Here is a 13,026-nt window from a genome sequence, read left to right on the forward strand (position 1 = left end):
ACAATTTTCTATGAGTAAAAGTGACGATATGAATTCTCTGTTTGCCAGTACGGCCCGTGGGCTGGAAGAGCTGTTAAAAACTGAACTGGAAGCCCTGGGCGCGAAAGAGTGCCGGGTGGTTCAGGGTGGTGTCCATTTTGAGGGCGACACGCGGCTTATTTACCAGAGCCTGATGTGGAGCCGTCTGGCGTCGCGCATCATGCTGCCGATGAAAGAGTGCAAGGTCTACAGCGATCTTGATCTCTACACCGGCGTACAGATGATCGACTGGACAGAGATCTTCACCCCGGACGCTACCTTTGCGGTGCATTTCAACGGCGTCAACGATGAGATCCGCAACAGCCAGTATGGTGCCCTGCGCGTTAAGGATGCCATTGTGGACTGCTTCACGCGTCGCAATAAAGAACGTCCGAACGTTGACCGTGAAAACCCGGATCTGCGTATCAACGTCTGGCTGAACGGCGATACGGCCAGTATTTCTCTGGATCTGAGTGGCGCAGGCCTGCATCTGCGCGGCTATCGCGATCGCACCGGGATGGCGCCGATCAAAGAAACGCTGGCTGCCGCTATCGTGATGCGCTCCGGATGGCAGCCAGGTACGCCGCTGCTCGATCCGATGTGCGGTTCCGGTACGCTGCTGATTGAAGCCGCGATGCTGGCCACCGACCGTGCGCCAGGGCTGCACCGCGGCCACTGGGGCTTCAAAGGCTGGGCGCAGCACGATGAGGCCATCTGGAAAGAGGTCAAAGACGATGCGCAGACCCGCGCCCGTAAAGGGCTGGCGGAGTACACCTCTCACTTTTACGGTTCGGACAGCGACGCACGGGTGATTGAACGCGCGCGCAGCAACGCCCGTCGTGCCGGTATCGGCGAGCTGGTGACCTTCGAGGTGAAGGACGTGGCGAATCTGACCAATCCTCTGCCAAAAGGCCCGTACGGTACGGTGATCAGCAACCCGCCGTATGGTGAGCGTCTGGACAGCGAGCCGGCGCTGATTGCACTGCACAGCCTGCTGGGCCGCAACATGAAAGCGCATTTCGGCGGCTGGAACCTCTCCCTGTTTAGCGCCTCGCCGGAGCTGCTGAGCTGCCTGCAATTGCGTGCCGATCGCCAGTTCAAAGCGAAAAACGGCCCGCTGGACTGCGTGCAGAAAAACTACCATCTGGCAGAGGTAGCGGCGGATAGCAAACCGTCAGGCGTGGCGGAAGATTACGCCAACCGCCTGCGCAAAAACCTGAAGAAATTTGAGAAGTGGGCGAAGCAAGAAGGCATCGAATGTTATCGCCTGTACGACGCTGACCTGCCCGAGTACAACGTGGCGGTTGACCGCTATGCGGACTGGGTGGTGGTTCAGGAATACGCCCCGCCGAAAACTATCGATGCGCAAAAAGCGCGTCAGCGTATGCTGGATGTGATTGCGGCCACCATCGCCGTACTCGGCATTTCGCCAAACAAGCTGGTGCTGAAAACACGTGAGCGTCAGAAAGGCAAAAACCAGTATCAGAAGATGGGCGAGAAGGGTGACTTCATCGAAGTGGGCGAATATAACGCGCGGCTGTGGGTTAACCTGACCGACTACCTTGATACCGGCCTGTTCCTCGATCACCGTATCGCCCGCCGCATGCTGGGCCAGATGAGCAAGGGCAAAGACTTCCTGAACCTGTTCTCCTATACCGGCAGCGCCAGCGTTCATGCGGGGCTTGGCGGCGCGCGTAGCACCACCACGGTAGATATGTCCCGGACTTATCTGGAGTGGGCAGAGCGCAACCTGCGTCTTAACGGCTTAACCGGCCGTCAGCATCGCCTGTTACAGGCCGACGTGCTGGGCTGGCTGCGCGATACCGACGAGCAGTTTGACCTGATCTTTATCGATCCGCCGACCTTCTCTAACTCCAAGCGTATGGAGGATAGCTTTGATGTTCAACGCGATCACCTGCGCCTGATGACCGACCTGAAGCGTCTGCTGCGTAAAGGCGGCACCATTATGTTCTCGAATAACAAGCGCGGATTCCGCATGGATCACGACGGCCTGGCCGAACTGGGACTGAAAGCACAAGAAATCAGCCAAAAAACGCTGTCTCAGGACTTTGCCCGTAACCGTCAAATCCACAACTGCTGGCTGATCTCCGCGGTCTGAAAGGAAAAATAAATGTCTTTAATTAGTATGCACGGCGCGTGGCTCTCTTTCAGCGACTCACCGCTTCTCGATAATGCAGAGCTGCATATCGAAGATAACGAGCGCGTCTGTCTGGTGGGCCGTAACGGCGCAGGTAAATCGACGCTGATGAAAATCCTCAACCGTGAGCAGGGGCTGGATGACGGCCGTATTGTTTACGAGCAGGATCTGATCGTCTCTCGTCTGCAACAGGATCCGCCGCGTAACGTCACCGGCAGCGTATACGATTTTGTGGCCGAAGGGATTTCAGAGCAGGCGGAATACCTCAAGCGTTATCACGAGATTTCGCATCTGGTGATGACGGACCCGAGCGACAAGAATCTCAACGAGCTGGCAAAAGTGCAGGAGATGCTCGATCACCACGGTCTGTGGCAGCTGGAAAACCGCATTAACGAAGTGCTGGCCCAGCTTGGCCTGGAAGCGGATATGGAGCTGTCGGCGCTCTCCGGCGGCTGGCTGCGTAAAGCGGCGCTGGGTCGTGCCCTGGTGAGCGGGCCTAAGGTGCTGCTGCTGGACGAACCGACGAACCACCTGGATATCGAAGCGATTGACTGGCTGGAAGGGTTCCTGAAAACCTTTAACGGTACCATTATCTTCATCTCCCACGACCGTTCGTTCATCCGCAACATGGCCACGCGCATTGTCGATCTTGATCGCGGCAAGCTGGTGACCTATCCGGGCGATTACGATACCTATCTGCTGGAGAAAGAAGAAAACCTGCGCGTGGAAGAGCTGCAAAATGCCGAGTTCGACCGCAAGCTGGCCCAGGAAGAGGTATGGATCCGTCAGGGCATTAAAGCGCGTCGTACCCGTAACGAAGGCCGCGTTCGCGCCCTGAAGGCGATGCGCCGCGAACGTAGCGAACGCCGCGAAGTCATGGGTAGCGCCAAAATGCAGGTGGAAGAGGCGTCCCGCTCGGGCAAGATTGTCTTCGAAATGGAGAACGTGAATTATTCGGTTGACGGCAAAGTGCTGGTGAACGATTTCTCCGCTCAGGTTCAGCGCGGCGACAAAATTGCGCTGATCGGCCCGAACGGGTGCGGTAAAACCACACTGCTGAAACTGATGCTCGGTCAGCTCCAGGCCGACAGCGGTCGTATCCACTGCGGTACCAAACTGGAAGTGGCGTACTTCGACCAGCACCGCGCCGAGCTGGATCCAGACCGTACGGTGATGGATAACCTCGCCGAGGGTAAACAGGAGGTCATGGTTAATGGCAAGCCGCGTCACGTGCTGGGCTACCTTCAGGACTTCCTGTTCCACCCGAAACGCGCCATGACGCCGGTGCGCGCGCTGTCCGGCGGAGAACGTAACCGTCTTTTGCTGGCGCGTCTGTTCCTGAAACCCAGTAACTTATTGATTCTCGATGAACCGACTAACGATCTGGATGTCGAAACGCTGGAACTGCTGGAAGAGTTGATTGATGGTTATCAGGGAACCGTGATGCTGGTCAGCCACGATCGTCAGTTTGTCGATAACACCGTGACCGAGTGCTGGATCTTCGAAGGCGAAGGACGCATCGGTCAATATGTGGGCGGCTATCATGACGCGCGTGGACAGCAATCACAGTCGCTGGCGCAAAAACAGGCGAAGACCAAAAATGTCGCCGAACCTGTTGTTGCAAAAGCAGAAACTGTCAAAAAGTCTCCTGCTAAAATGAGTTATAACTTGCAGCGCGAGCTGGAAGGGCTGCCGCAGCGTCTGGAAGAGCTGGAGGCTGCACTGGAAGCACTGCAAATCCAGGTCGCTGATGCGTCATTCTTTACGCAGCCTCACGACTATACTCAGAAAGTATTGGCTGAACTCTCCCAGGCTGAACAGGCGCTGGAAGAGGCATTTGAGCGCTGGGAGTACCTTGAGTCTCTGAAAAACGGCGCATAAACAGGGATAATCTATGTGTGACCAGCACCATGCCGATCGGCATATATTATGCTCGCAATGCGATATGCTCGTGGCGTTGCCAGAGCTTGGTCACGGACATAAGGCTGCCTGCCCGCGCTGCGGCGCTACGCTGACGACCGAGTGGGACGCGCCAAGGCAGCGTCCTACGGCTTATGCGCTGGCAGCCTTATTCATGTTACTGCTCTCCAATCTCTTCCCTTTCATCTATATGAAAGTGGGCGGGATGACCAGCCAGGTGGATTTACTGGAAATACCAGGCGTGATGTTCTCGGAAGATTACGCCAGCCTTGGCACCTTCTTTCTTCTTTTCGTGCAGATCGTCCCGGCTTTTTGCCTGGTCGTCATTCTGCTGCTGGTCAACCGCGTCAGGATGCCCACTGTCCTTAAAATCAAACTCGCGCGGATCCTGTTCCAGTTGAAAAGCTGGGGGATGGCGGAAATTTTTCTCGCGGGTATCCTGGTCAGTTTCGTGAAGCTGATGGCCTACGGCGATGTGGGGATTGGCAGCAGCTTTATTCCGTGGTGTCTTTACTGCGTGCTACAACTGCGCGCGTTCCAGTGCGTGGACCGACGCTGGGCCTGGGACGATATTGCCCCGGCGCCGACGCTCTCGCACACGGTAAAGGTGGGCGTACCGGGTATCCGTCAGGGGCTTCGCTCCTGCTCGGGCTGCACCGCCGTGCTGCCCGCGGATGTCGAGGTGTGCCCGCGCTGTGAAACAAAAGGTCACGTCCGGCGTAAAAATAGCCTGCAATGGACCATGGCGCTGCTGGTGACCTCTGTCATGCTCTATCTGCCCGCCAATATCTTGCCGATCATGATCACCGATCTGCTCGGCGACAGAATGCCCTCGACCATACTGGCCGGGGTGATTTTGCTGTGGAGCGAGGGGTCATACCCTGTGGCAGGCGTCATATTCCTCGCCAGTATTATGGTTCCGACCTTAAAGATGATTGCCATTGCCTGGCTTTGCTGGGATGCAAAAGGGCACGGTAAGCGAGACAGCGAGCGTATGCATCTGATTTATGAGGTCGTGGAATTTGTTGGCCGCTGGTCGATGATTGACGTGTTCGTGATTGCAGTTCTCTCAGCGCTGGTGCGTATGGGGGGGCTGATGAGTATTTATCCCGCTATGGGGGCGCTGATGTTTGCGTTGGTCGTCATTATGACCATGTTTGCGGCCATGACCTTCGACCCTCGTTTATCGTGGGATCGTGAGCCCGATTCAAGCCATGAGGAAGAGTAAGAGCATGGAAAATAAGAGTGGAGAGGCTAAAGTGCAGAAGGTCAGAAACTGGTCGCCGGTGTGGATTTTCCCCATCGTGACCGCGCTGATCGGTGCATGGATCCTGTTTTATCATTACAGCCATCAGGGACCGGAAGTCACGCTAATTACCACCAATGCAGAGGGGATTGAGGGCGGAAAAACCACCATCAAGAGCCGCAGCGTGGATGTGGGTGTCGTGGAAAGCGCGACCCTGACGGATGATTTAACCCATGTTGAAATCAAGGCCCGCCTGAATGCCGGCATGGAAAAACTGCTCCATGAAGATTCTGTTTTTTGGGTAGTGAAACCGCAGGTCGGGAGAGAAGGGATCAGCGGCTTAGGAACGCTATTGTCAGGGGCCTACATCGAACTCCAGCCCGGCAACAAAGGCGCCCAGCCAGCAAACTATCAGCTGCTGGATTCACCGCCGCTTGCGCCACCGGATGCAAAAGGGATCCGCGTTATTCTGGACAGCAAAAAAGCGGGTCAGCTCTCGCCGGGCGATCCGGTGCTGTTCCGTGGGTATCGCGTCGGTTCGGTTGAAACAAGCACCTTCGATCCGCAAAAACGGACCATCAGCTATCAGCTATTTATCAATGCGCCTAATGACCGCCTGGTGACCAGCAACGTTCGCTTCTGGAAAGACAGCGGGATCGCGGTGGATCTCACCTCTGCGGGGATGCGCGTTGAGATGGGTTCACTCACCACGCTGTTTGGTGGGGGCGTCAGTTTTGATGTGCCGGAAGGTATCGATCTGGGACAACCGGTGGCGGAGAAAACCGCCTTCAGGCTGTTTGACGATCAAAAAAGCATTCAGGATGCGCTCTATACCGATCACATCGACTACCTGATGTTCTTTAAGGACTCTGTACGCGGCTTGCAGCCTGGGGCGCCAGTTGAGTTCCGCGGTATCCGTCTGGGGACCGTGGGACAAGTGCCTTACTTTGTTCCGGGACTCAAGCAGATGCTTGATGATGATTATCGTATTCCGGTGCTGATCCGCATTGAGCCTGAGCGTTTGATTAACCAGATAGGCGAGGACCAGGATATTGGGGAGCATATCAGCGATCTGATGAATCGCGGTCTGCGTGGCTCGCTGAAAACTGGCAACCTGGTCACAGGGGCGTTATATGTCGATATGGACTTCTATCCAAAAGCGCCACCAATGACGGGGATCCGTGAATTTGGCGGCTACAAAATTATTCCTACGGTCAGCAGTGGCCTGGCGCAGATCCAACAGCGCCTGATGGAAACACTGGATAAGATCAACAATCTGCCGCTGAATCCAATGCTTGAGGCCGCGACGGGATCACTGCATCAGAGCCAGGCGACGATGCAACGTCTGCAAACCACGCTGGATAATATCAACAAGATCACCGCCAACCAGTCCATGCAGCAGCTGCCGCAGGATATGCAGAAAACGTTGCGCGAACTGAATCGCAGTATGCAGGGCTTCCAGCCGGGCTCAGCGGCTTACAACAAGATGGTGGCGGATATGCAACGTCTTGATCAGGTTTTACGCGAGCTACAGCCCGTTCTGAAAACGCTCAATGAAAAGAGCAACGCGCTGGTGTTTGAAGCGAAAGACAAAAAGGATCCTGAGCCTAAGAGGGCGAAACAATGAAAAAATGGCTAATCATCGCAGGCGCACTGGTATTAACGGCCTGTAGCTCTGGAAGCGATAACAAAAGCTACTACCAGTTGCCGTTAAGCGCGCAATCCGGTGCGCAGAGTAGCAGCTCGCAGGGCAGCCGTCTGCTGTGGGTTGAACAGGTTGCCGTGCCAGATTATCTGGCGGGCAACGGGGTGGTCTACCAGACCAGCGATGTGCAGTACGTTATCGCCAACAATAACCTGTGGGCCAGCCCTCTGGATCAGCAGCTACGCAACACGCTGGTGGCGAATCTGAGCAGCCAGCTTCCTGGTTGGGTAGTCGCCTCGCAGCCTCTGGGAAGCGATCAGGACACTCTGAATGTTAACGTGACGGGATTCCATGGCCGCTATGATGGTGCGGTTGTTATCAGCGGGGAGTGGCTCTTGAATCATCAGGGCCAGCTGATTAAGCGTCCTTTCCATCTGGAACTGAAGCAGCAGAAAGATGGCTATGACGAAATGGTGAAAGTGCTTGCGCAGGGGTGGGCACAGGAGTCGGCTGCTATCGCAAGAGAGATTTCCCGGCTGCCATAAGTAAAATTCATCGACGAAAGCCGCACTCAGCTTCTTGCTGATTGCGGCTTTTTTTTCGTTTTATGTTCAGTTTGTTACTTGTCCCGCGTCACATTTTTTGTACAAACGATCTTCCATGTAGCTCACAAATATGACACCCGTATGAATTTTGAACGTTGACGCTGACGCCGATTCGGGGTATTCGTTAACTGTGCTTGCACATATTGCAATCACTGTTTTCTTTCCACCAGACAAAAGAATGAGGGAAACGAGGCATGAAGAGACAGAAACGAGATCGCCTGGAAAGGGCTCATCAACGTGGTTATCAGGCTGGCATCGCCGGACGTTCAAAAGAAATGTGTCCCTATCAGGCCCTGAATCAAAGGTCCCAATGGCTAGGGGGCTGGCGAGAAGCCATCGGAGACAGGGCAGTACTTGCTTGATACCGTCTCTTTAAAAAGAAACCTCCGCAATGCGGAGGTTTCGCCTTTCTGGAAGGGGCTAAATGCCGTTATCAGAAAGCGGAGGTATCCTGGAACAGACCCACTTTCAGGTCGTTCGCGGTATAAATAAGACGACCATCTACCAGCACTTCACCGTCCGCCAGGCCCATAATCAGGCGGCGGTTAACGATGCGTTTGAAATGGATACGGTAGGTGACTTTCTTCGCGGTAGGCAGAACCTGACCGGTGAATTTCACTTCGCCTACGCCCAGCGCACGGCCTTTACCTTCACCGCCAAGCCAGCCCAGATAGAAGCCAACCAGCTGCCACATGGCATCGAGGCCCAGGCAGCCAGGCATTACCGGATCGCCAATAAAGTGGCAACCGAAGAACCACAGGTCCGGGTTGATATCGAGTTCTGCTTCTACGTAACCCTTATCAAAGTTACCGCCGGTTTCGGTCATTTTCACGACACGGTCCATCATCAGCATATTTGGGGCCGGTAACTGCGGGCCTTTCGCACCAAACAGTTCACCGCGACCAGAGGCAAGAAGGTCTTCTTTAGTATAGGATTCGCGTTTATCTACCATGTTCTCAGTAAGCCTTATTTTAGTGAAGGACGCAGGATAGCTAACACGTGTACGCTGAACAAGTCCGATCAGTTAGCACTAAACCAACTTAACCAGCGTAACGGCCACGGATAACGATGACGAGCATCCTGCTGTGTCGCCTGAGCTATACGTTCCTGAATGGTCTGCATCAGGGTTGTCTGGCCTTCGCCGTCCCAGACCAGGTTTGTCAGTAAGGGTAGTGCATCCTCAACCCCTTCGATGGCCCAGACGGCGAATTGTTCCTGCTCTACTGCATCCAGAATCGCCTGGCTCAGGCTCAAATGGCGAGCGTTAGGGGCCGGAATAATCACGCCCTGTTTGCCGTTTAAACCGCGCTGCTGGCAGATAGCGAAGAAGCCTTCGATTTTCTCATTCAGTCCACCCACCGGTTGAGCACGACCAAACTGATCCACGGAACCGGTAATCGCAATATTCTGATTAATCGGTACTTCTGCAAGCGCGCTGATCACGGCGCACAGCTCTGCCATCGAGGCGCTATCGCCGTCGACTTCACTGTAGGACTGTTCAAAGGTCAACGAGGCAGAGAAGGGGATCTGCTGCTCCAGCTGAAGTTCAGACATCAGGAATGCCTGCATGATCATCATGCCTTTGGCATGAATGTTTCCACCCAGTTCGGCCTTGCGTTCGATATCGGTAAATTCGCCGTCGCCAATGTGCACGACACAGCTGATACGGGAAGGCTCGCCAAAGGCGCGTGGGTGTCCGGGGAACTCGATGACGGACAAGGCGTTGATTTGCCCGATACGTTCGCCTTCGGTCTCCACCAGAATCTGTTCCAGCAGAATTTCATCCTGCATACGGTCAGCAAGATAACCTTCACGCCATTCACGCTGGGCCAGCATCTGGCTAAGCTGCTCGCCGGTAAACGGACCGTTGCCGCTGATAACGCCCACTTCACGCAGCTGTTTACCGATCCAGAGCGGGCAGAGCGGCAGGGTTTCCTGATCGCCAGTGTAGCGTACGGCCTCGCGGATTAAGCCCGGCCACGCATCCTCGGCAGGCGAGGGCAGCGCGAAACGTTCCGCCACGGCCATAACCCACTGACACCACTGCGCCATGTCATCGGCATCGGCGATCTGAATATTGTCTTCAAATTCGCTGTAAACCGCCTGCTCCGCGAGTTCTGGCTCCATTTCCTGGAAATCAGCCAGAGATTCACGGTCACCCGTCAGCACGACGGTCAGCGACAGCGGCATAGACGGAATGGAAACAGGCAGCGGACGTGAATCATCGTAGCCTACCCAGTCAAAACGTTGCTGCGTCACCACCGTTTTCAGGCGCATCCACAGCAGAGGCTGTGCAAGCAGGGTGCGAAGGGAGATGAGCAACACGCCGCCGTTCGCGCGGTGTACCAGACCGGGTTGCAGTGACACATCGCCATTGAACTGACGAAGGCAGCCGAACAGCTGTTCTGCTTCCACCCAGTTGGCGGTGATCACCTCGCCTTTTGCAGCGAATTGTCCGTCTGCCTGCGTGGAAGGTTCGAAGGTCACGTCACGTCCGGCAATATGATACTGACCACCAAAAACGGCGTTCGTTTTTGGATGCAACTGGCGCATGGCATCACCGAGAAGCGTCAGATACTCGGCTTCTTCCGGGGCTTTGAGCAGCATGAAAGGAGATGTAGCCCATGGGGATGACATCTGCTCCAGCGCGTAATGCAAACGCGGTTGTGTATCGCTAAGTATGAATTCGTGTTCTTTTGTGAGGTCTGGCTGTGCAAACAGCTCCTGATAGCTCTCGGTATCCGGAACCAGGTCACGCCATGCAAGTTTCGTAATGGTCAAAGTTGATGTTTTTTAGTCAGAAGTAAAACCGTGGAGTATACCGTAAGCGGCGCACTCTGCCCAATCAGGATTCGGGATTTCGTCATGCGGATCGCCTGCGGCGTTTCACAGGATATGATTTCTTTTCAGCAGATTGCCAAAAAACTGATATTCTGAACAGAGTTACACGGTAACACTGAGATCGCAATGAAATATCAACAACTGGAAAACCTCGAAAGCGGCTGGAAATGGAAGTACCTGGTCAAAAAGCACCGTGAAGGGGAGCTGATCACCTGCTACATCGAAGCCAGCGCGGCACAAGAAGCTGTGGATATGTTGCTGACCCTCGAAAACGAACCGGTACAGGTCAACGGCTGGATTGAGAAACACATTAATCCGGCCTTGTTAAACCGGATGAAGCAAACTATCCGTGCTCGTCGTAAACGGCATTTCAATGCCGAGCATCAGCACACCCGTAAGAAATCCATCGACCTGGAGTTCATGGTCTGGCAGCGTCTGGCCGGGCTTGCGCAGCGGCGCGGGAAAACCCTGTCGGAAACGGTGGTGCAGCTGATTGAAGATGCCGAGCACAAAGAGAAGTATGCCAGCCAGATGTCGACGCTGAAGAACGATCTACAGGCACTGTTAGGTAAAAAATAAGCTTTTTACTTTTCTTCAGATAATAAAAAACCCCGCATCGCGGGGTTTTTTTATAAGACGATAACTTATGCCGCAGGCTGAGTTACAACGTCTTTGATACCTTTAACTTCGATCTCTACGCGACGATCTGGTGCCAGGCAGTCGATCAGTGCAGCGCGTGGTTTCACGTTGTCACAGGTAGAACCGGTAACTGGGTTAGATTCGCCCATACCACGTGGGGAGATCTTGTTAGCTGGGATACCTTTAGATACCAGGTAATCAACTACAGACTGAGCACGTTTCTCAGACAGACCCTGGTTGTAAGCGTCAGAACCGATACGGTCGGTGAAGCCCAGAACCACTACAGAACCGTCTTTAGGATCCAGGTTGCTCAGCTGGGTGTACAGCTGATCCAGTGCCTGCTGACCTTCTGGTTTCAGGGTAGCTTTGTTGAAGTTGAACAGAACGTCAGACTTCAGAGTGAAGTGCTTGGTCTGTACTTCTGGAGCTGGAGCCGGAGCTGGAGCTACGACTGGCGCATCTTCCTGCTGACCGAAACGGTAAGAAACACCAACGCTCAGCATGCCGTTGTCTGGACGAACGCCAACGGTAGCACCGTCACCGATGTTGTTAACCCACTGGTATTCCAGACGGGTAGCGATGTCACGGGTCATTGCCCACTCAACACCACCAGCGAATACTGGGGAAACACCAGTGTCGTGGTCGTCACCAGCGATGCTGTTGCTGGAGTCTGCACGCCATACCATGCCGCCCAGACGGGTGTACACGTCCAGATCGTCAGTTACTGGGTAACCCAGTTTAGCGGTCAGCTGTACGCCTTGAGCTTTGAAAGCGCCATTTACGTTGTCGCCTTTGTAAGGCATACGACCTAACCAGTCGTAACCCATTTCAAAGCCAACATACGGGTTAACCTGATAGCCACCGAACGCACCTGCACCCAGCTGGCTCTCGTGAGTAGGGCCATCGTTGTTCAGGCTGCTGTTGTACCAACCGGTGTCATGGAACTGAGACCAGCCCAGTTTACCACCTGCATACCAGGTATTATCTTTCGGAGCGGCCTGCGCTACGGTAGCGAAGCCAGCCAGTGCCACTGCAATCGCGATAGCTGTCTTTTTCATTTTTTGCGCCTCGTTATCATCCAAAATTTGCCATGAATATCTCCATCGGAGGAATCACGGTTAAATCCTTCACCGGGGGGCGTGGTCAAATATAAACCTACCGATATCTTCGGCTTAGGCCGAGCACCCCTGGCGATGTAAAGTCTACAACGTAGCTGAAAACTTACAAGTGTGAAGTCCGTCAGGCATATGAAAAAAAAAGTTCCGTATACCTAATATTTAACAATTTTTGAACGAATTTTGTGCAGTAAAATTAACGAGAACCGCGTCAGACAAGCCTTGCCGCAGTTTTGGCGCGTTGAACTTTTTTTGCATACTGCGGTCGAAAAAAATTCCAGGAAAACTCTTAAAATGACTCAATGGTACACATTTGAGTGAATTTTTAGCCCGGGATGTTGTCCTCTGCGATAGGAATCTCCACGAACCGGCCGCATGATGAAACCCATCGCGTTACCTTCTTCAGCCGCTTCAGTCAGACGCAAATGTTCCTCTTGCGACAGATCCTCCGGCAACCACCCAATCACGACGCTATAGTTCCCGGTACGTAATGCCCGGACCATCGACTCGACCGTATCGCAAGGGGAGAGTTGATTAATCTGCATCACCTTCGCTAACGGCAGGCCAGCCGACTGAACCCATTCACGACTTAATTTTTGCTGTGGCGTCAGCCAGAGCTGCCAGCGAGACTGTTGCCCGAGCTGCTGCAAAAGCGGCAGGAGTAAGAGTTGTGTTAACAGCGGCTGGTCTTCACGGTAAACCACTTCACTGATAAGCCCTGTCGATACACGCCCGATAGAATTCTGCGCAGCATTGCCTGCGGCAGAAGTGGAAGGTGTTAAGTGATTTGCATAGCCTGAAGTGTACATATTCATTCCAGCCCTGTAGTTACTGTATGG

11 protein-coding genes are annotated in these 13,026 nt (G+C 54.2%); 7 read left to right on the plus strand and 4 right to left on the minus strand.

The window, feature by feature from the left end:
- The first annotated feature begins 28 nt into the window (after positions 1-28).
- From rlmKL to rmf, 6 genes are all read left to right on the plus strand, one after another.
- Entirely contained in the window at positions 29-2,137 is a 2,109-nt protein-coding gene (gene rlmKL / locus AC4OVU_RS08110) for a bifunctional 23S rRNA (guanine(2069)-N(7))-methyltransferase RlmK/23S rRNA (guanine(2445)-N(2))-methyltransferase RlmL (protein WP_026080728.1), read from the plus strand.
- A gap of 12 nt (positions 2,138-2,149) precedes the next feature.
- Positions 2,150-4,057: an ABC transporter ATP-binding protein gene (locus tag AC4OVU_RS08115; RefSeq protein ID WP_006809352.1), complete on the plus strand. Its 1,908-nt coding sequence runs from the start codon at positions 2,150-2,152 to the stop codon at positions 4,055-4,057.
- Positions 4,058-4,070: 13 nt separating this feature from the next.
- A complete protein-coding gene (gene pqiA / locus AC4OVU_RS08120; protein WP_110292598.1) occupies positions 4,071-5,324 on the plus strand; it encodes a membrane integrity-associated transporter subunit PqiA in 1,254 nt (417 codons plus the stop codon).
- A 4-nt stretch (positions 5,325-5,328) separates the two neighbouring features.
- Positions 5,329-6,969, plus strand: a complete 1,641-nt coding sequence (gene pqiB, locus AC4OVU_RS08125) for an intermembrane transport protein PqiB (protein ID WP_015570901.1) — start codon at positions 5,329-5,331, stop codon at positions 6,967-6,969.
- Positions 6,966-7,532 (plus strand): membrane integrity-associated transporter subunit PqiC, encoded by a 567-nt coding sequence (gene pqiC, locus AC4OVU_RS08130; RefSeq protein WP_015570900.1) that lies wholly within the window; start codon positions 6,966-6,968, stop codon positions 7,530-7,532. Before pqiB ends, pqiC begins: the two co-directional genes overlap by 4 nt.
- Positions 7,533-7,786: 254 nt before the next feature.
- Positions 7,787-7,954 (plus strand): ribosome modulation factor, encoded by a 168-nt coding sequence (gene rmf / locus AC4OVU_RS08135; RefSeq protein ID WP_003858162.1) that lies wholly within the window; start codon positions 7,787-7,789, stop codon positions 7,952-7,954.
- Positions 7,955-8,025: 71 nt separating this feature from the next.
- Here the strand turns inward: rmf and fabA are convergent, their stop codons facing one another.
- Both fabA and AC4OVU_RS08145 read right to left on the minus strand, forming a co-directional pair.
- Positions 8,026-8,544 carry a bifunctional 3-hydroxydecanoyl-ACP dehydratase/trans-2-decenoyl-ACP isomerase gene (gene fabA / locus AC4OVU_RS08140; protein ID WP_000227926.1) on the minus strand — a complete coding sequence of 173 codons (519 nt, stop codon included), beginning with the start codon at positions 8,542-8,544 and terminating at the stop codon, positions 8,026-8,028.
- A 68-nt stretch (positions 8,545-8,612) separates the two neighbouring features.
- On the minus strand, positions 8,613-10,373 hold the full coding sequence (locus tag AC4OVU_RS08145; protein ID WP_045329593.1) for an AAA family ATPase: 1,761 nt from the start codon (positions 10,371-10,373) through the stop codon (positions 8,613-8,615).
- Positions 10,374-10,559: 186 nt separating this feature from the next.
- On the opposite strand from AC4OVU_RS08145, the gene matP reads away from it, so the two are divergent.
- Positions 10,560-11,012: a macrodomain Ter protein MatP gene (gene matP / locus AC4OVU_RS08150; protein WP_006809347.1), complete on the plus strand. Its 453-nt coding sequence runs from the start codon at positions 10,560-10,562 to the stop codon at positions 11,010-11,012.
- 65 nt (positions 11,013-11,077) lie between these two features.
- Here the strand turns inward: matP and ompA are convergent, their stop codons facing one another.
- Together ompA and sulA are read right to left on the minus strand one after the other, a co-directional pair.
- On the minus strand, positions 11,078-12,130 hold the full coding sequence (gene ompA / locus AC4OVU_RS08155) for a porin OmpA (protein ID WP_017694761.1): 1,053 nt from the start codon (positions 12,128-12,130) through the stop codon (positions 11,078-11,080).
- 356 nt (positions 12,131-12,486) lie between these two features.
- Positions 12,487-12,996, minus strand: a complete 510-nt coding sequence (gene sulA / locus AC4OVU_RS08160) for an SOS-induced cell division inhibitor SulA (protein ID WP_026094322.1) — start codon at positions 12,994-12,996, stop codon at positions 12,487-12,489.
- Positions 12,997-13,026 lie beyond the last annotated feature (30 nt).

The sequence above is a fragment of the Enterobacter sp. 6722112 genome (genome assembly GCF_058661685.1).

Bases quoted from the DNA above. Each gene is read 5' to 3' on its own strand.
- rlmKL (WP_026080728.1), top strand. From the start codon at position 29: ATGAATTCTCTGTTTGCCAGTACGGCCCGTGGGCTGGAAGAGCTGTTA.
- ompA (WP_017694761.1), bottom strand. From the start codon at position 12,130: ATGAAAAAGACAGCTATCGCGATTGCAGTGGCACTGGCTGGCTTCGCT.
- pqiC (WP_015570900.1), top strand. From the start codon at position 6,966: ATGAAAAAATGGCTAATCATCGCAGGCGCACTGGTATTAACGGCCTGT.
- sulA (WP_026094322.1), bottom strand. From the start codon at position 12,996: ATGTACACTTCAGGCTATGCAAATCACTTAACACCTTCCACTTCTGCC.
- fabA (WP_000227926.1), bottom strand. From the start codon at position 8,544: ATGGTAGATAAACGCGAATCCTATACTAAAGAAGACCTTCTTGCCTCT.
- rmf (WP_003858162.1), top strand. From the start codon at position 7,787: ATGAAGAGACAGAAACGAGATCGCCTGGAAAGGGCTCATCAACGTGGT.
- matP (WP_006809347.1), top strand. From the start codon at position 10,560: ATGAAATATCAACAACTGGAAAACCTCGAAAGCGGCTGGAAATGGAAG.
- pqiA (WP_110292598.1), top strand. From the start codon at position 4,071: ATGTGTGACCAGCACCATGCCGATCGGCATATATTATGCTCGCAATGC.
- AC4OVU_RS08115 (WP_006809352.1), top strand. From the start codon at position 2,150: ATGTCTTTAATTAGTATGCACGGCGCGTGGCTCTCTTTCAGCGACTCA.
- pqiB (WP_015570901.1), top strand. From the start codon at position 5,329: ATGGAAAATAAGAGTGGAGAGGCTAAAGTGCAGAAGGTCAGAAACTGG.